Source organism: Ralstonia sp. GX3-BWBA (assembly GCF_003290055.1).
GTDB classification, from domain to species: Bacteria; Pseudomonadota; Gammaproteobacteria; order Burkholderiales; family Burkholderiaceae; genus Ralstonia; species Ralstonia holmesii.
Window position 1 is genome coordinate 196837 of the sequence record NZ_QMKS01000020.1, and the last position, 16363, is coordinate 213199.

General features: G+C 63.1%; 18 protein-coding genes and 1 pseudogene. 14 read left to right on the top strand and 5 right to left on the bottom strand.

Annotation, left to right across the window (positions count from 1 at the left end; all coding sequences use genetic code 11):
• Nucleotides 1–26 precede the first annotated feature (26 nt).
• Nucleotides 27–839 (top strand): annotated as a pseudogene (locus DOD19_RS19745) (IS30 family transposase); the annotation flags it as partial.
• A 288-nt stretch (nucleotides 840–1127) separates the two neighbouring features.
• Here DOD19_RS19745 and DOD19_RS19755 read toward each other — a convergent pair.
• Entirely contained in the window at nucleotides 1128–2189 is a 1062-nt protein-coding gene (locus DOD19_RS19755) for an SDR family oxidoreductase (RefSeq protein WP_112187496.1), read from the bottom strand.
• 112 nt (nucleotides 2190–2301) lie between these two features.
• Between DOD19_RS19755 and DOD19_RS19760 the strand changes: the two genes are divergently transcribed.
• Nucleotides 2302–3207, top strand: coding sequence for a LysR family transcriptional regulator (locus DOD19_RS19760; RefSeq protein WP_112187498.1), 906 nt, complete (start codon nucleotides 2302–2304; stop codon nucleotides 3205–3207).
• A 115-nt stretch (nucleotides 3208–3322) separates the two neighbouring features.
• Nucleotides 3323–4267: a chemotaxis protein gene (locus tag DOD19_RS19765; protein WP_024979325.1), complete on the top strand. Its 945-nt coding sequence runs from the start codon at nucleotides 3323–3325 to the stop codon at nucleotides 4265–4267.
• Between the two features lie 45 nt (nucleotides 4268–4312).
• Here the strand turns inward: DOD19_RS19765 and DOD19_RS19770 are convergent, their stop codons facing one another.
• Together DOD19_RS19770 and DOD19_RS19775 are read right to left on the bottom strand one after the other, a co-directional pair.
• Nucleotides 4313–4825, bottom strand: coding sequence for a membrane protein (locus tag DOD19_RS19770; protein WP_024979324.1), 513 nt, complete (start codon nucleotides 4823–4825; stop codon nucleotides 4313–4315).
• An 84-nt stretch (nucleotides 4826–4909) separates the two neighbouring features.
• Nucleotides 4910–5554: a TetR/AcrR family transcriptional regulator gene (locus tag DOD19_RS19775; protein ID WP_112187500.1), complete on the bottom strand. Its 645-nt coding sequence runs from the start codon at nucleotides 5552–5554 to the stop codon at nucleotides 4910–4912.
• 138 nt (nucleotides 5555–5692) lie between these two features.
• On the opposite strand from DOD19_RS19775, the gene DOD19_RS19780 reads away from it, so the two are divergent.
• The 9 genes from DOD19_RS19780 (at nucleotide 5693) to paaE (ending at nucleotide 12808) form a co-directional block, all read left to right on the top strand.
• The gene (locus DOD19_RS19780; protein ID WP_112187502.1) at nucleotides 5693–6124 is read left to right on the top strand and encodes a nuclear transport factor 2 family protein; all 432 of its coding nucleotides are present in this window, start codon (nucleotides 5693–5695) and stop codon (nucleotides 6122–6124) included.
• Nucleotides 6125–6197: 73 nt separating this feature from the next.
• Complete coding sequence (locus DOD19_RS19785; protein WP_112187504.1) at nucleotides 6198–6629, top strand: VOC family protein; 432 nt, start codon at nucleotides 6198–6200, stop codon at nucleotides 6627–6629.
• 234 nt (nucleotides 6630–6863) lie between these two features.
• The gene (locus DOD19_RS19790) at nucleotides 6864–7391 is read left to right on the top strand and encodes an SRPBCC family protein (RefSeq protein WP_112187506.1); all 528 of its coding nucleotides are present in this window, start codon (nucleotides 6864–6866) and stop codon (nucleotides 7389–7391) included.
• A 40-nt stretch (nucleotides 7392–7431) separates the two neighbouring features.
• Complete coding sequence (locus DOD19_RS19795; protein ID WP_112187508.1) at nucleotides 7432–8880, top strand: DHA2 family efflux MFS transporter permease subunit; 1449 nt, start codon at nucleotides 7432–7434, stop codon at nucleotides 8878–8880.
• A gap of 165 nt (nucleotides 8881–9045) precedes the next feature.
• A complete protein-coding gene (paaA, locus tag DOD19_RS19800; protein ID WP_024979318.1) occupies nucleotides 9046–10065 on the top strand; it encodes a 1,2-phenylacetyl-CoA epoxidase subunit PaaA in 1020 nt (339 codons plus the stop codon).
• A gap of 17 nt (nucleotides 10066–10082) precedes the next feature.
• A complete protein-coding gene (paaB, locus tag DOD19_RS19805; protein ID WP_004635034.1) occupies nucleotides 10083–10370 on the top strand; it encodes a 1,2-phenylacetyl-CoA epoxidase subunit PaaB in 288 nt (95 codons plus the stop codon).
• 9 nt (nucleotides 10371–10379) lie between these two features.
• Nucleotides 10380–11180: a 1,2-phenylacetyl-CoA epoxidase subunit PaaC gene (paaC, locus tag DOD19_RS19810; RefSeq protein ID WP_112187510.1), complete on the top strand. Its 801-nt coding sequence runs from the start codon at nucleotides 10380–10382 to the stop codon at nucleotides 11178–11180.
• A 23-nt stretch (nucleotides 11181–11203) separates the two neighbouring features.
• Complete coding sequence (gene paaD, locus DOD19_RS19815) at nucleotides 11204–11686, top strand: 1,2-phenylacetyl-CoA epoxidase subunit PaaD (RefSeq protein WP_112187573.1); 483 nt, start codon at nucleotides 11204–11206, stop codon at nucleotides 11684–11686.
• Between the two features lie 21 nt (nucleotides 11687–11707).
• Complete coding sequence (gene paaE / locus DOD19_RS19820) at nucleotides 11708–12808, top strand: 1,2-phenylacetyl-CoA epoxidase subunit PaaE (protein WP_112187512.1); 1101 nt, start codon at nucleotides 11708–11710, stop codon at nucleotides 12806–12808.
• A 3-nt stretch (nucleotides 12809–12811) separates the two neighbouring features.
• Here the strand turns inward: paaE and DOD19_RS19825 are convergent, their stop codons facing one another.
• Both DOD19_RS19825 and pcaD read right to left on the bottom strand, forming a co-directional pair.
• A complete protein-coding gene (locus DOD19_RS19825) occupies nucleotides 12812–13432 on the bottom strand; it encodes a TetR/AcrR family transcriptional regulator (RefSeq protein WP_112187514.1) in 621 nt (206 codons plus the stop codon).
• Between the two features lie 86 nt (nucleotides 13433–13518).
• Nucleotides 13519–14334 carry a 3-oxoadipate enol-lactonase gene (pcaD, locus tag DOD19_RS19830; RefSeq protein ID WP_024979313.1) on the bottom strand — a complete coding sequence of 272 codons (816 nt, stop codon included), beginning with the start codon at nucleotides 14332–14334 and terminating at the stop codon, nucleotides 13519–13521.
• Nucleotides 14335–14444: 110 nt separating this feature from the next.
• Here pcaD and DOD19_RS19835 point away from each other — a divergent pair, with 110 nt between their 5' ends.
• Both DOD19_RS19835 and DOD19_RS19840 read left to right on the top strand, forming a co-directional pair.
• Nucleotides 14445–15395 carry a LysR family transcriptional regulator gene (locus tag DOD19_RS19835; RefSeq protein WP_112187516.1) on the top strand — a complete coding sequence of 317 codons (951 nt, stop codon included), beginning with the start codon at nucleotides 14445–14447 and terminating at the stop codon, nucleotides 15393–15395.
• A gap of 129 nt (nucleotides 15396–15524) precedes the next feature.
• Nucleotides 15525–16343 carry a class I SAM-dependent methyltransferase gene (locus DOD19_RS19840; RefSeq protein WP_112187518.1) on the top strand — a complete coding sequence of 273 codons (819 nt, stop codon included), beginning with the start codon at nucleotides 15525–15527 and terminating at the stop codon, nucleotides 16341–16343.
• Nucleotides 16344–16363: the final 20 nt, after the last annotated feature.

Sequence of the window (16363 nt, forward strand, 5' to 3'; positions counted from 1 at the left end):
ACGCGTGAGCAGTGGAGGTGTTGCAAATGAAACAAAGGCGCCGGATCTACTACACCGAGAGTCAGAAAGCACTCATGTGGGAGCGCTGGCGTAGTGGCGACTCTCTCCAGCACATTGCCCAACTGTTCGATCGGAACCATTCTTCTGTACAGGGAATTCTCGCGCAGACCGGCGGTATCCAGCCGGCACAGCGACACCGCTCCCGGCTGGCATTGACGCTTGCCGAGCGTGAAGAGATCTCCCGCTCGGTCGTGGCGGGGCTCTCGATACGTTCGATCGCCTCCCGGCTAGGGCGAGCTCCGTCCACCATTAGTCGCGAGCTCCAGCGAAATGGCGGAAGCCATAGCTATCGTGCGAGTCAGGCGGGCGAGCTTGCCTGGGCTCGAGCACGCCGCCCAAAGGTATGTAAGCTCGTCAGAAACCGAACGCTGGCGCAGGTCGTGGCAGCCAAGCTGCGGCTACAGTGGTCCCCTGAGCAGATTGCCGGCTGGCTCAAGCATGCATATGCCGTCAACAAGGACTACCTGGTGTCACACGAGACGATCTATCGCAGCCTGTACATACAGGCCCGCGGAGCGCTTAAAAAGGAGCTGCTCGAACACTTGCGGCGTGAAAGAGCCATGCGTCGTTCGCGGCACCATACGCAGAAGACGGACGACCATGGCCGGATCTCTGAGACGCTGCCGATCAGCGAGCGGCCTGCTACGGCGGAGGACCGTGCGGTGCCCGGCCACTGGGAAGGCGACCTGCTCTTCGGCAGCGCTAACAGCCAGATCGTCACCTTGGTCGAGCGTCAGACTAGGTTCGTGATGCTGCTGAAAGTCGCCAGCAAAGATAGCACCGTTTTTCGATAAAACATAATGTGTCCCAACGGGTAAACAACCATAACCCGTCCAAATGGCCACTTTATGCTTAACGGCACAATTTCGTTGATCCACAACGAACATCAATTTGGTGGGACGTACAGGATTTGAACCTGCCTGCCTGCGTCGGTAAACCGTCGCCGCTCGACCCATGAGCTACCGTCCCGCCTTCACTATATCGACCCTTCCTGAGGAAACCCGAGTCGGGACATCCCCCTAGCCGGATCGGCCAGTGCGCTACTCTGGCGGAGGCATCCCAACGCTCTACCCCGGAATGATTCTGCGCTGGCGCAAGTCGTCGAAGATGCGCATGAACATCGCTTCCGTCTCCACGTATTCGTGAAAACCAAAGCGGCGCGCCTTGGAGCCGTCACCGAACATGTCGTAGTCCCATGAGAAGACGAAATCGGCAAAGCGCCACGAAGACACATCGCGGTAGGGCGTGTTCGCCAAACCATGCTTGGCGATCATGCTTTGCCAGAGTGGCGCCTTGTCGGCCATGACGATGTCGAGCGACAAGGGCAGCGGCGGGGCGACTTCCATCGCAAAGTAGCCGGCGATCTTCGGCCACATTTCGCTCCAGCGGAATAGGTCTCCGTTGTTGATGTTGAAGGCCTGGTTGGCGCAGCGTGGGTCGGTGGCGGCCCACACGGTGGCGCGGGCAAGCAGGCCGGCATCGGTCATTTCCAGCAGGTGGTCGTATGCGCCGGGTTTGCCGGGAAAGCGCAGCGGCAGGCCCAGTTCTTTCGATAGCGACGCGTACATGGCGATGGCCACGGCAAGGTTCATCGGATTGCCCAGCGCAAAGCCGCCCACCACCGACGGGCGGATGGCCGACCATGTCCACGCCTTGCCCACCTGGCGCGCTTCCAGAAAGGTCTGCTGGTCGAACATGAATTCGGGCGGCATGAAATGCGCATCGGTTTCGCGCGCCGGGGTTTTGAATGGCCCGAGGTGACCGCCGTAGACCTTGTAGCCCTGCATCAGGCTGATGTGCGCGAGCTGGGGCGATGCGGCTTCCATGGCGTCGACCACGTTGGTCAGCATGGCGAGGTTGGGCGGCACCAGTTCAGCCCAGGTCGGGCGGTCCTGATAGGCGGCGTAGAAGAGGTGCGTGACGTCGCCAAGTGCGCCGAGCTTGATGCGCGTGTCGGCTGCGTCGAGCAAGTCGACGGCCACATGCCGGATGCGCTGCGTCGATGCTCCGCCGCGGCGCGACAGGCCGACGATGCGCCAGTCGTCCAATGTGGCGAGGTGCTCGATCAGGTTGCGGCCGATCACGCCCTGTGCGCCCACGACGAGCGCGACTTTATTCTGTGCAGTCATGTTGGTGTTGGGTTGAGCCCGAAGCAGCAATGGCAATGGCCACCAGTATGAGAACGGTCGGATCTGTGCGATAGACTGCCGGCAAGCACAACATCTATGAATTGAAATCACAATGTCGCGGCTTGATGTCAATCGCTTTGGCGAGATGGAAGTCTTCGTGCGGGTCGTGGAAGAGGGCGGCCTCTCCGCTGCGGCGCGTGCTTGCCGCATGACGCCGTCGGCGGTGAGCAAACTGGTGGCACGGTTGGAAGCCCGGCTGGGCGCGAGGCTGGTGAACCGCTCCACGCGGCGCTTTCAGCTCACGCCCGAGGGCATGGCGTTCTATGAGCGCAGCGTGACGGTACTGGCCGATCTGGACGAGGCCGAGCGCGAGGCTTCTGCCGGGGCGCAGCCAGCAGGGCGCTTGCGCATCAATTCCAATGTGCCGGTCGGCACGCATTTACTGCTGCCGATTGTGCCGGCGTTTCTGACGTGCCATCCGGAGGTGTCGCTCGACATTGCGCTCACGGATCGCGTGGTCGATCTGCTGGAAGATCGCACCGATGTTGCCCTGCGCAGTGGTCCGCTAAAGAGTTCTCGGCTGGTGGCGCGCAAGCTGGGGCAGACGCGCTTGATGGTGGTGGCGTCGCCTGCCTATCTGGCGCGCGCCGGCATGCCGCGCACGCCGGCTGATTTGGCAAACCACAACTGCCTGGCGTTCAGCTACGTTCGCGCCATCAGTGCCTGGCCCTTTATCAAGCGCGGGCGCCGCACCGAATTCACCCCACACGGCAACACGCAGATCAGCGATGGCGAGGCGCTGCGCGCCGTGGCGGTCGCCGGTCTGGGTTTGGCGCGTCTGGCCGAATTTCAGGTGCGCGCTGACTTGGATGCGGGCCGTCTCGTCCCCGTCCTGGAGGATTACAGCCCCGGCGAGACCGAAGACATCCACGCTGTCTATGTCGGTCACGGGGCGCATCTGCCGGCGCGCGTGCGGGCGTTTCTGGATTTCCTGGTCGCCCATGTGAAGGTTGCCTAGGCTTGTGTTTCCCCACGCTGGCAGGGCTCGGCCTTCACATTCGCAAAACCCCTTCAAGTTGCCAAACGCCGTGCCGTTTACCGCCACATAACGTGTGCTTGAACGGGGGAAGACAATGTCGCAGCACGAAGTTGATGAACGGACCAATCTGACAAACAACAACCGTTTTGAACTGTTGCTGTTCCGCCTGGGCGAATCTGCGCGCTCCAATCAGCGCGAGATGTTCGGCATTAACGTGTTCAAGGTGCGCGAGATCATGGTCATGCCGCCTGTGACGCATGTGGCGGATGCCGGCGCCCATATCCTGGGCGCGGTCAATGTGCGCGGCCAGATCATTCCCGTGATTGACCTCGCCAGCGTGATCGGCACCAAGAACGGCAATGCCAACATCCTGCTGATTACCGAATACGCGCGCTCCACCCAAGGCTTTGCGGTGGAAGAAGTGGACGAGATCGTGCGCCTGGAATGGAGCCAGATCTTTCCGGCCGAGGCGAGCGTGGGCAGCAGCAATATCACCAGCCTGGCGCGCCTGGATGGCAACGCCGACAACTCACGCCTGGCCCAGGTGATCGACGTCGAGCAGATTCTGGTGGATGTGTTCCCGACCCGCCGTACCGATCTGGCGCCCGACAATGGCGAGCGTCCGATCAAGCTGCCCCCGGGTGCCAAGCTGCTGGTGGCGGATGATTCGGGCCTTGCACGCTCGCTGATCGCCAACGGTCTGGAAGCGATGGGCACACCGTACGTGATGACCAAGAGCGGCCAGGAAGCGTGGGACACGCTGCAGAACATCGCACGCGATGCCGCACGCGAAGGCAAGACTGTGCGCGACAAGATCGCGCTGGTGCTGACCGATCTGGAAATGCCCGAGATGGACGGGTTCACGCTCACGCGCAAGATCAAAACCGAGCCGGCATTCCAGTCGATTCCGGTGGTGATTCACTCGTCGCTGTCGGGCTCCGCCAACGAAGACCACGTGCGCCGCGTTGGCGCCAACGGCTACGTTGCAAAGTTTGAAGCGAACGAACTCGCGCAGGCCATCGCTTCTGCGCTGGGCTAAACCCTGGAGCCCGGGCGACGTGCAATGCGCCGCCCGGGCTTTTTATCACTTGCGGCTTTGGTGATCGCCGCCAAGCGGGTCGACGACGATCATGGTGCGATCGAGCACACCGTTGTCGTCGAAGAGGGCGTTGAAGTGCGCCTGTTGATGCCCGACGATGTACATCCGGTATGACCACGCCTCCCGCTTCATCAGCGGGTAGTATTGCGTCGGTTCGCGCGGCATGCCAAAGCGCTCCGCCACATCATGCTTGGTCCAGACGCCGGGCCGCGCTTCGTAGATTTCCTTTTCAGTCAGCATCTGCCGGAAGTTGGTGAGCTTGCCGCCCGCGTCAAAGTCTGCGGCATAGACTTCGTGCCCCATCGGCTGCTTGGAATAGATCCAGCGGTGCGTGCCGCCTGCCAACTGATACGTCTCGGTGGGCGTGCCAAACGTCTCGCGTACGGCACTTTCGGGCTGGCCGATCATCTTTTGGGCCGTCTGGATCGGCGAAAGCGCCGCGCATGCGCTCAGCACGAGCGCGGCGGCGCTGATCCATCTGCCTGGTCGCATCTGCATGGTGGTTCTCCGGTGTGTGGCTTGTGCTGATGGTAAACACTTCGGGTGCAGACAATATTCCATCGGCGCTCTGTCCAGCAGTCTCTACAGGCCGTTTTCCACCATTTCCACCACACGCAATGCAATGGCGCCGGTCTGCTCAGGCGGGCGCCCGCGCAACGGCCCATCAATGATGAGCAGGGCCAGCCCATGCACCGCAGACCATGCGAGGTATTCGGCGCCCGGACGGCGTTCGGACGGCAGTACGCCGGCAGCGGTCATCCGGTCGAGCGCCAGGCTTAGCAACTGGAACGGGTTCAGGCCACTATTGCCGGCCTTGGCAGGGTCCGCGTCGTTTTCTACTTCATCGGGCACCGCAAAGGCTGTGCGGAAGAGGCCGGTTTCCGTCTGCGCAAACCGTAGATAACCCACGCCGATGGCGCGTAGCGACGCACGTGCGCGCACATCTTCTGGCCACGTCGGGTCGATGGCATCCAACTCCGCTTCCATGGCGCGCGCCAACGCCGCCAATGCCTCTGCCCGCACGGCTTGTAGCAAGTCCTGTCGCCCCGCGAAGTGCCGGTAGGCGGCATTTGGCACCACGCCCGCGCGGCGCGTGGCTTCGCGCAGCACGATGGCGTCGGGCCCGCCGGCGCGCGCCAGTTCAATGCCGGCGTCAAGCAGCGCACGTCGCAAGTCGCCATGGCGATACGTGGTGCGCGCGGGTGGTCGGGGCGGTTCCTGGGTCATGCAATGCAACTCCGCAAGTTCTATGTGGACACCGTCCATTATGTCTGCTATCTTTTGTGGACAGTGTTCACAATTAAACCCTAGGCGCTGTGACGCAAATTTCCAAGCCTTTCGTGCAACAGATGTTTGGAGGCCAACATGACGATTGCCACTACCGCAGCGGACGACGAGGCCCAACTACGTACGTTGATTAACGAGTGGGCTGCCGCCGTCCGCGCCAAGGATGTCGACGCCGTCATGCGTCATTACGCACACGATGTGGTGGTCTTCGATGTGATGCCGCCGTTGTTCGTCAAAGGCGTCGACGCATACCGCCGCAACTGGCAAAGCTGGTTCGATGCGCTTGAGGGTCAGGCCGATTTCCAATTCACCGAGCTGCACCTTGAGGTGAGTGGCGATCTGGCCTATTGCTTCAGCGTGAATCGCTTGCGTGCGCGCTATCGGGACGGTGCGAAGCACGATGCGCAGACGCGCGCTACCGTGTGTTTCCGCAAGCGCGATGGCCGTTGGCAAGTCGTACACGAGCATGCCTCAGTGCCGATGCCGGTGCCTGAGCCGGCGTGCGGCTGAGCGAGGTTTTCCCCCGACCGCGTGGCGCAATGCGCGGCTTTGCAGTCCCCCAAGTCCACCCCAAGGAGTTGTGATGCAAGTTCAACCGTATCTGTTCTTCGAAGGTCGTTGTGAAGAAGCGCTGGAGTTCTACAAGAAGACGCTTGGTGCCAAGGTCGATGTGGTGATGCACTACAAGGATGCGCCCAAGGACGCACAGCCCACTGCCGAGCAATGCGGCGGCATGGCGCCCCCGCTCGACAAGGTGATGCACGCCGCCTTCCGCGTGGGCGAAACCCAGATTCTGGCGTCCGACGGCATGGCCGGCGGCAAGACGGATTTCAAAGGTTTCGGGTTGTCCGTGAGCGTGCCCGACAACGCCACTGCCGAACGGACATTCAAGGCACTCGGCGATGGCGGTCACGTCACGATGCCGATGTCCGAAACGTTTTTTGCCAACGCGTTTGGCATGGTGACCGACCGCTTCGGCATCACGTGGATGGTGATCGCGCCCAAGCCGATGTAATTGCGGTGCGTGTGAAAACGGCCGCCGCTCGGTGGCCGTTCTGCGAAAAATCGTAGGGCGCCTGCCTTGGCGCAGGGCCACGGTCCGGTGCCAGGCTGCGCGATCATCGGCGCCTTACTAATATCAACGAAACCACCCCCTTGGCGACGACCGGCTGTTCTGGCCGCGACCCTTTGCACGGCTTGCGCAAAGGCGTCCCTTCACCTGCTGTCCCCATCTGTTGGAGCGCTCTTCATGCTGAAGATCATTGCGATCGTCATCGTCGTCGCGATTGCTGCTGTGCTGGGTTTTGCCGCCACGCGCCCGGATACCTTCAAAGTGCAGCGCGAGATCGACATCAAGGCACCGCCCGAAGAAGTGTTCGCCCTGATCAACGATTTCCACCACTGGACGACTTGGTCTCCGTGGGAAAAGCGTGACCCCGCAATGAAGCGCACCTATGGCAGCCCCGCGAGTGGCAAAGGCGCGAACTATGCGTGGGATGGCTCGCGGGAAGTGGGGGCCGGGCGCATGGAGATCGTCGATTCAACGTCGCCCAGCCGCATCCAGATTCAGTTGGATTTCCTGAAGCCCTTCGCGGCGCACAACACTGCGGAATTCACGCTGAAGCCTGCCGGCGATGTGACGCACGTCACCTGGGCCATGTATGGCCCGAGCCCATTCATCTCCAAGGTGATGGGCCTGTTCTTCAGTATGGACGCGATGATCGGCAAGGACTTTGAAGCCGGTCTCGCCAACCTTAAATCGGCTGCGCAATCCTGATCGACATTCAGGCGCAGCGGCCAATCATAGGAGTGATTCCATGACGCATGGCATCGACGAACGCAAGCGCTGGCTTGCCCTCATCGTGCTCTGTCTGGGCGTGCTGATGATCGTGCTGGATACGACCATCGTGAACGTTGCGCTGCCGTCCATCCAGGCAGACCTGGGCTTTACCGAAACCTCGCTCGTGTGGGTCGTCAACGCCTACATGCTGACCTTTGGCGGCTGCCTGCTGCTGGGAGGCAGGCTGGGAGACCTGTTCGGACATCGCAAGCTGTTCCTGCTGGGGCTGACGTTGTTCACGCTGGCTTCGGCTGCATGCGGGCTGGCGAATTCGCAAGGGCTGCTGATCACGGCGCGCGCCGTGCAGGGGCTGGGCGGTGCAGTGGTGTCGGCGGTGTCGCTGTCGCTGATCATGAACCTGTTCACCTCGCCGGCGGATCGCGCCAAGGCGATGGGGATCTACGGTTTTGTGTGTGCGGGGGGCGGCAGCATCGGTGTGTTGCTCGGTGGCTTGCTGACGAGCACGCTGAGCTGGCACTGGATCTTCCTGGTTAATCTACCGATTGGCGTGGCGGTGTATGCCGCGTGCGTGGCGTTGTTGCCTGCGGGCAAGCCGTTGGCCGATCGCACGAAGCTGGACGTGGCGGGCGCGATTGCCGTGACCGCGTCGCTGATGCTGGCGGTGTATGCGGTCGTGCATGGCAACGAAGCCGGTTGGACATCCACGCAAACGCTGACGCAGCTGGGCATTGCCATTGCGCTGATGATCGCGTTCCTGATCATTGAATCGCGCGTGTCGCATCCGTTGATGCCGCTGCACATGTTCGCGCTGCGCAACGTGGCCACGGCCAACTTGGTGGGCGTGTTGTGGGCGGCGGCGATGTTCGCGTGGTTCTTCATTTCGGCGCTGTACATGCAGCGCGTGCTTGATTACAGCGCCATGCGGGTGGGGCTGGCCTTCCTGCCGGCCAACATCATCATGGCGGTGTTCTCGCTGGGCTTGTCGGCCAAGCTGGTGATGCGCTTTGGCATTCGCGCGCCGCTGTCGTTGGGTTTGCTGGTGGCAGCTGTGGGGCTGGTGCTGTTTGCGCGCGCGCCTGCCGGCGGCAGCTTTGTGCTCGACGTGCTGCCCGGCATGCTGTTGCTGGGCCTGGGCGCCGGTGTGGCATTCAATCCGGTGCTGCTGGCGGCCATGAGTGATGTGGCGCCGGATGAGTCGGGCCTGGCGTCGGGCGTGGTCAACACGTCGTTCATGATGGGCGGTGCGTTAGGCTTGGCCATCCTGGCGAGTCTGGCTGCAGGGTGCACCGAAAGCCTAACCGCGGCAGGCGCCGATGCCACGACCGCGCTCAATGGCGGCTACCACCTCGCGTTCCTGTTGGGCGCTGTTGCAGCCCTGTTTGCTTCGGTGTTGGCAGGGGTGTTTGTGCGCACCCGCACGCATGGGGCGGCGCAGGGGGGAGCGTCGTCTGCAGCGCCAATCTAAGTCCGAGAAGGGCAAAGAGGACGCCGGTTTCACCGCATGTCTCAAACGAGGCATGCGGTGAAACCCGTTATTGACCGACCGGTCGGACGGTTTATAATCGATCCATCCAAAACACGGCGCACATGACGTGCCGTGCACATGCCCAGAAAGCGGCCGGAGGATCGCATGTACACCCAAAGCCTCGACCAGCCCGGCGGTCTGCCCACGGAGCAGGAGCTGGCCGCTGCCTCCCAAGGCGAAGCCGATTTGCAGGCGCGCTTTGACGCACGCATCGGCGCCGACCACAAGATCGAGCCGCAAGACTGGATGCCTGCGCCTTACCGCAAGACTTTGCTGCGGCAGATTTCGCAGCACGCGCATTCCGAGGTGGTGGGTATGCTGCCCGAGGGCAACTGGATCAGCCGCGCGCCGTCGCTCAAGCGCAAGGCCATCCTCCTGGCCAAGGTGCAGGATGAAGCGGGCCATGGCCTCTATCTCTATTCCGCCGCAGAAACGCTTGGTAGCTCGCGCGACGAGATGATCGATGCGCTGCACGAAGGTCGCGCGAAGTATTCGTCGATCTTCAATTACCCGACGCTCTCCTGGGCAGACGTGGGCGTGATCGGCTGGCTGGTCGATGGCGCAGCGATCATGAATCAGGTGCCGCTGTGCCGTTGCTCATACGGCCCGTATGCGCGCGCCATGATCCGCATCTGCAAGGAAGAGTCATTTCACCAGCGCCAGGGCTATGAATCTTTGCTGACGATGATGGGCGGCACGCAGGCGCAGCGCGACATGGTGCAGGAATCCGTCAACCGCTGGTGGTTTCCGGTGCTGATGATGTTCGGGCCGCCCGATACTGCATCGCCCAACAGCGCGCAGACCATGGCCTGGGGCATCAAGCGCATCTCGAACGACGATCTGCGGCAACGCTTTGTCGATGCCACCGTCGAGCAGGCGCGCGTGCTGGGCGTGACGCTGCCCGACCCCGGCCTCACGTGGAACGAAGCGCGCGGCCACTACGATTTCTCACCGCTCGATTGGTCTGAGTTCAAGCGTGTGCTGGACGGCCACGGCCCGTGCAACCGCGAGCGCCTTGCCACCCGCAAGCGTGCACACGAAGAAGGCGAATGGGTGCGCGAGGCCGCGCTTGCCTACGCGCGCAAGCGGGCCGAACGCGCCACCGCCAACCAACAAGCTGCCTGAACCGGAAGGAGCCCACCATGCATCAACACGAATGGCCGCTGTGGGAAGTGTTCATCCGCAGCAAGCAGGGTCTGGAGCACAAGCACTGCGGCAGCCTGCACGCGGTGGACGCCAAGCAGGCGCTGCAGATGGCGCGCGATGTGTATACGCGGCGGCAGGAAGGCGTCTCGATCTGGGTTGTGCCATCGGCCGCCATCACCGCCAGCGAACCTGACGACAAGCCGATGCTCTTCGACCCGATGGCCGACAAGATCTATCGGCACCCGACGTTCTATCGGCTGCCCGATGAAGTCAACCACATGTGAGCCGCGGTGATGACTTCCGACGCGCATCTGCAATACATCCTTCGTCTGGCCGACAACGCGCTCATCCTCGGCCAGCGCAACGCGGAATGGACTGGCCATGGCCCGGTGCTGGAAGAAGACATCGCGCTGTCCAACCTGAGTCTTGACCTGATCGGGCAGGCGCGGTTGCTCTACACGCACGCGGGGCAGATTGAAGGCACGCTCACCGGTACGCCGCGCACCGAGGATGACTACGCCTACTGGCGTGCGGAGCCTGCTTTCCGCAATTACACGCTGCTCGAGCTGCCGCATGCGGGGCCAATGGTGGCGACCTCCGCAACCGCGCGCGACTACGCCGTCACCATCGTCCGCCACTTCCTGTCCGCCGCATTGATGGTGCCGCTGTGGGAGGCGCTGACGCGTTCGACCGATACCGAACTGGCCGCCATTGCCGCCAAATCGGTGAAGGAGATGCGTTACCACCTCGCCCATACGCGCGACTGGCTCGTGCGCTTCGGTGATGGCACCGACGAATCGCATGCGCGGGCCCAAGCCGCGCTCGATTGGCTGATGCCTTACACCAACGAATACTTCGCTGCGGATGACGTTGAAACTGCCGTGGCCGAGGCCGGCATCGGCGTGCATCCGGCAGACCTGCGCGGCGCATGGGAAGCCACGGTGCGCGACGCATTGGACGAGGCCACGCTGCGTTGGCCAGAGGCTGGTCCGTATGTCAGCACCGGCAAGCACGGCGTGCATTCCGAGCATATGGGTTATCTGCTGGCCGAGATGCAGGGACTGGCGCGCCAGTATCCGGGGGCATCGTGGTAAGCGAGCGGTTGGACCGCGCCCGTATCGCGCTGGACGCCGTGACCGATCCGGAGATTCCCGTGGTCACGCTCGCCGAGCTTGGCATCCTGCGCGATGTGCAGCTCGACGAAGCCGGCACACTGGTGGCAACGATCACGCCCACGTATTCCGGTTGCCCGGCCATGGAGCAGATTGCCGATGATGTGAGCCGCGCGTTGCAGGCGGCAGACGTGGGTGCGTATCGCGTGCGTTCGGTGCTGTCGCCGGCATGGACAACGGATTGGATCACTGCCGAAGGGCGCCGCAAGCTGCGCGCCTTTGGTATTGCACCGCCGGCACATGTGGCCCAAGTAGACGGCACCCGCCCGATTCGTCTCACGCGCCCAATGCAGGCCGAGCATATCGCCTGCCCGCAATGCGGATCGCACGATACGGTGCTCATCTCCGCCTTCGGTTCGACAGCTTGCAAGGCGCTGTACCGCTGCCGCGCCTGTCGCGAGCCGTTCGACTATTTCAAGCCTTACTAAGCCCCACCGAGCCCGACCGCCATGACTCCGCAATTCCACCCCTTGCGTGTTGCCGAAGTGCGCGGCGAGACGGCCGATACGATTTCGGTGCGCTTTGACGTGCCGAACGATCTGCGTAACGCATACCGCTTTACGCAAGGCCAGTTTCTGACGCTGCGCGTGCCGTCTGGCCAACTGCCCGGACAGGAAGAACTGCGGCGCTCGTATTCCATCTGCTGCGCCGTGCAGGACTACGACGCGCACGGCGAGTTGCGTGTGGCGGTCAAGCGTGTCGATGCGGGGGTCTTCTCCAATCACCTGCACGACCGTATCCGCGTGGGCCAGACGCTCGATGTGTTGCCGCCTGACGGCCGCTTCTACGTACCGCTGGCAGCCGAAAGCGCGCGTCACTATGTGGCCTTTGCGGCTGGCAGCGGCATCACGCCCATCCTGTCGCTGATCAAGACGACGCTGGCGGCCGAGCCGCAGAGCCGCTTCACGCTGGTCTACGGCAACCGCAGCGTCGACAGCATCATTTTTGGCGAAGCGCTCGAAGATTTGAAAGACCGCTACCTCGATCGCTTCGCGCTGTATCACGTGTTGTCGCGGCAGGCGCAAGAGATCGCGCTGTTCAACGGGCGGCTGGACGGTGCGAAGGCGCGTGCTTTTCTGGACACGCTGATCCCGCCCGAGGATATTGATGCCGCCTTCATCTGTGGTCCGTCGACGATGATCGACGCGGTGGAAGCGGCGCTGCTTGAGCGCGGGGTGCCGCGCGAGCGCGTGCATGCCGAGCGCTTTGGCGTGCCGGTGGGCGATGCGTCGGCGGCGGCCAGGCCGCGCAAACACGCCGCCATGGCTGGCGATGTCGCGCTGACTGTGGTGCTCGACGGCAAATCGCACGAAGTGCCCATGGCGGGGGATGCCAAGGTGCTCGACAGTGCGTTGAACGCGGGGCTCGATCTGCCCTATGCGTGCAAGGGCGGTGTGTGCTGTACGTGCCGTGCCAAGGTGCTGGAAGGCCGTGTGGAGATGGACAAGAACTTCACACTGGAAGACTGGGAAATCCAGCAGGGGTTTGTGCTGACCTGCCAGGCGCGCCCGCTCACGCAGCGCGTGGTGGTCAGCTATGACGAGCGTTGAACGTCAGCCTTTTCTGCCGCCTGGGCCGCTCAGCCCATTTTCCAGCATGTCGATCACCATTTCCGCATAGCCCTCGTACGAGAGTGGCCCGTCAGGTTTGAGCCAGGTGAACGTCCAGTTCATCATGCCGAACAGCATCATCGTGATGGGCGTGCGGTTGGCTTCATCCACTTTGTCCGGGTAGGCCGCGCCAAGTTGCCGGCCCACGGCCGCCACTACGTCCCGCTCGCGCGCGAGCACGATGTCGCGCTGCTCCGGCGCCAGGTATTTCACGTCATTGAGCAAAGCAACATGCCGGGTGCGCGACGTAGCGTATTCGGCCAGGAACGTACGGACCAGCAGATGCAGCGTGGCGCGCGCCGAAAGCTTGGCGTGCCGCGCGTCGCTCTCGGCGCGTTCAACCAGATCGGCCAGCCGGCGCGTGTAGCGGTCCAGCAGGTCGAACAGGATGGCTTCCTTGCCTTCGTAGTAGTGATACAGGCGCGATTTGGAGCCGCCGCACGCAGCGGCAAGCTGGTTCATCGACACGCTCGGATAGCTGTCGGCCGCAAAGGCCTCGGCGGCGGTGTCGAGCACGCTTTCGCGGCGCAGTTCGAATTCGTCTTCGTTCTTGACGCGGGACATGGCTGGCGGCACATCGGTTGGATGGCCGCCATGTTAACCGGCTGGGTTGCCGCGTGTCGATGCCGTGTCGATGCATCGTCCACGCATCAAGCCGTTTCGCGCACGGCCAGGAAATCCAGCACAGCGTTCATGAATGCATCCGGCTGCTCCACGTTGGCAAGATGCACGGTGTCCAGCATGTGCAGTTGCGCCCCCGGAATGGCGGCGGCAATTTCCTCGCCGTGGCAGGCGGACGTCACGGTGTCGTGCTGGCCGGCAATGACGAGCGTCGGATGCGTGATCAGCGTGATCGTGCGGCGCAGGTCGGCATCGCGCACCGCTGTCCACCCGCCGATGATGCCCTCGCGCGGCGTCGCCAGCAGCGTGCGGCGGAATGGTTCAACGGCCGGGTCGCGTGCCTCCAGCATGCGTGCCGGAAACCAGTTGCGCAGGAACGTTTCGGCCGTTGCCTGCATGTCGGGCGCCTGCTGAAGCTCTGCAATGGCCTGGTCGAAATACTGCGTCGGTCCGATGTGCGCGGCGGTGTTGGATAGGATCAGCCGATCGATGCGCTCCGGCACATGAATCGCCAGCCACTGCGCCACGATGCCGCCCAGCGACAGCCCCAGCATGTGCACGCGCTGGATGCCCAGCGCATCGAGCAGCTCCACGACGTCACGCCCAAGCCGATCCATCGAGTAGGCACCGGCGGGGGCATCCGAAGCGCCATGGCCGCGCGCGTCGTAGCGCAGCACATGAAAGTGCTCAGCAAGGCGTGGCACGGTCACGTCCCACATATGGAGATCGGTGCCGATGGAGTTGGACAGCAGCAGGACGGGCTTGTCCGCCGCGCCGTCGAAGCGATAGGCGATGCGCGTGCCGTCACCGGTGGTGATGAAGGAAAGGTCGTTGCGGGTGGTCATGATGGGCTCCTGAGAAAGACGGTTGAAACGATTGGATGTCGTCATCCTAGAAGCCGAGGTGGTTCGTGGATACTATGAAGTTCTGACAACCTTTGTAGGTTTTGCCGACAATGCAGAACTTCACGCTTCACGAGCTGCAGTGCTTCGACGCGGTGGTCGCCGGCGGCAGCTTTCAGGCGGCCGCCGATCGGCTGCACCGCTCGCACCCTTCCGTGTTTGCGGCGGTCGCCAAGCTGGAGGGGCAACTGGGCTTGAGCCTGCTGGACCGCAGCGGCTATCGCGTGCGCTTGACGGAAGCGGGGCGATCGTTTCATCGCAAGGTGCAGTCCGTGCTGCGTGAGAGCGATGAACTGCGAACCCACGCAAAGCAGCTGGCGATGGGCGAGGAAGCCGAATTGCGCGTGGTGCTGGGTGACCTGTGCCCGCTGCAGCCCGTCCTGGCACTGCTCAGCCAGTTCTTCGGCCAGTGCCCGCAGACGCGCCTGCAATTGCAGTTTGAAGCCGTCACCGGGCCGTGGGAACGCTTGCTGGACGACGACACCGACCTGATCGTCCACCGCGTACCAAAGGGCGATGTGCGCATGGAATGGATCGACCTGGGCAAGATCGCCATGGTGCCGGTGGTGGCCCCGGGCTTTCTGCCGTTCCCCGTCACGTCATCCATTACGCCACAGCAGATGCAGCGCTTCATGCAGTGCGTCATCAATGATTCGGCGCAGAACCCGCCGGAGCAATCCCACTACGTCATCGAAGGGGCACCGCAGTGCGCCGTGCCCGATCAGTTGATGAAGAAAGAGCTGATCCTCCACGGCATGGCGTGGGGGCATCTGCCGCGTTTCCTGATCGATGCGGAATTGCGCGAAGGGACATTGCTATCGATTGCGGGGCGGCATTTTCCTGGCATGGTGCAGGAGCTGGCGGTTGCGCGACGGCGGGATCAGCCGCACGGGCCGGTCGCCAATCGGCTGTGGGAATTTCTCGGCGACCACGCACCGGTGCTCAAGCCGGCGTTGGGGCGCATGCCGCGTCAGGCAGGGGCGGCCACCAGAAAACGTGTGTAATCCCGCGCCTTGACGGCCCTTCATGCCTTGGCGGGCATGTCCTCTAGTCGACTTGGCGGAGTGCCCGCTGCGCGGTTCCGGGCTATAACGATTCATGCTCGACCCTTCCTTGGGCAAAGGTGGTGAACGATGGCTGCGCATGGCACCGATCAGGTCTTCTCTGGCTCCATTCCCGAGCTGTATGACACGCTGCTGGTCCCGTTGATCTTCGAGCCCTATGCGGTGGACATGGCTGCACGGGCGGCGGCATGTCAGCCGCAGCGCGTACTGGAAGTTGCGGCAGGTACCGGAGCCGTGACGCGCGCACTGGCGCGTGCGTTGCCTGCGACCACCGAGATTGTCGCGACCGACCTGAACCCGCCGATGCTCGATCGCGCGGCCGCCGTGGGCACAGACCGGCCCGTGACATGGCAGCAGGCCGACGCCCAGCAACTGCCGTTTGCCGATGGCTCTTTCGATGTGGTGATCTGCCAGTTTGGCGCGATGTTCTTCCCCGACCGGCCCAGGGCCTTTGCTGAAGCGCGGCGTGTGCTGACACCAGGCGGCAGGCTGCTCTTGAGCGTGTGGGGCCGGATTGAAGACAACGACTTTGCAAATGTGGTGACGAAGGCGCTGGCGAAACGCTTTCCCGAAAATCCGCCGATGTTTCTGGCGCGTACGCCGCATGGTCATTACGACCCGGCGCCTATTCAAGCCGACGCCCGGGCGGGCGGTTTTACCGCAGAGGTCATGTACGACGTTGTCCCAGCGCGCAGCCGGGCAGATACGGCACGCGTGGTGGCTGTCGCCTACTGCCAGGGCACGCCGGTGCGAGGCGAACTGGAGGCATTCGGCCCCGATGCACTGACCGACGCCACCGAGGTATGTACCGATGCATTGACGGCCCAGTTCGGCGCGGGCCCGGTCGACGGCAAGATCCAGGCGTTGATGTTCAGCGTGATAGCTTGAGGAGAGCAGGCAGCGGCATC

Coding starts and splice junctions, on each gene's coding strand:
- DOD19_RS19755 (WP_112187496.1), bottom strand. CDS start 2,189: ATGACTGCACAGAATAAAGTCGCGCTCGTCGTGGGCGCACAGGGCGTG.
- DOD19_RS19760 (WP_112187498.1), top strand. CDS start 2,302: ATGTCGCGGCTTGATGTCAATCGCTTTGGCGAGATGGAAGTCTTCGTG.
- DOD19_RS19765 (WP_024979325.1), top strand. CDS start 3,323: ATGTCGCAGCACGAAGTTGATGAACGGACCAATCTGACAAACAACAAC.
- DOD19_RS19770 (WP_024979324.1), bottom strand. CDS start 4,825: ATGCAGATGCGACCAGGCAGATGGATCAGCGCCGCCGCGCTCGTGCTG.
- DOD19_RS19775 (WP_112187500.1), bottom strand. CDS start 5,554: ATGACCCAGGAACCGCCCCGACCACCCGCGCGCACCACGTATCGCCAT.
- DOD19_RS19780 (WP_112187502.1), top strand. CDS start 5,693: ATGACGATTGCCACTACCGCAGCGGACGACGAGGCCCAACTACGTACG.
- DOD19_RS19785 (WP_112187504.1), top strand. CDS start 6,198: ATGCAAGTTCAACCGTATCTGTTCTTCGAAGGTCGTTGTGAAGAAGCG.
- DOD19_RS19790 (WP_112187506.1), top strand. CDS start 6,864: ATGCTGAAGATCATTGCGATCGTCATCGTCGTCGCGATTGCTGCTGTG.
- DOD19_RS19795 (WP_112187508.1), top strand. CDS start 7,432: ATGACGCATGGCATCGACGAACGCAAGCGCTGGCTTGCCCTCATCGTG.
- paaA (WP_024979318.1), top strand. CDS start 9,046: ATGTACACCCAAAGCCTCGACCAGCCCGGCGGTCTGCCCACGGAGCAG.
- paaB (WP_004635034.1), top strand. CDS start 10,083: ATGCATCAACACGAATGGCCGCTGTGGGAAGTGTTCATCCGCAGCAAG.
- paaC (WP_112187510.1), top strand. CDS start 10,380: ATGACTTCCGACGCGCATCTGCAATACATCCTTCGTCTGGCCGACAAC.
- paaE (WP_112187512.1), top strand. CDS start 11,708: ATGACTCCGCAATTCCACCCCTTGCGTGTTGCCGAAGTGCGCGGCGAG.
- DOD19_RS19825 (WP_112187514.1), bottom strand. CDS start 13,432: ATGTCCCGCGTCAAGAACGAAGACGAATTCGAACTGCGCCGCGAAAGC.
- pcaD (WP_024979313.1), bottom strand. CDS start 14,334: ATGACCACCCGCAACGACCTTTCCTTCATCACCACCGGTGACGGCACG.
- DOD19_RS19835 (WP_112187516.1), top strand. CDS start 14,445: ATGCAGAACTTCACGCTTCACGAGCTGCAGTGCTTCGACGCGGTGGTC.
- DOD19_RS19840 (WP_112187518.1), top strand. CDS start 15,525: ATGGCTGCGCATGGCACCGATCAGGTCTTCTCTGGCTCCATTCCCGAG.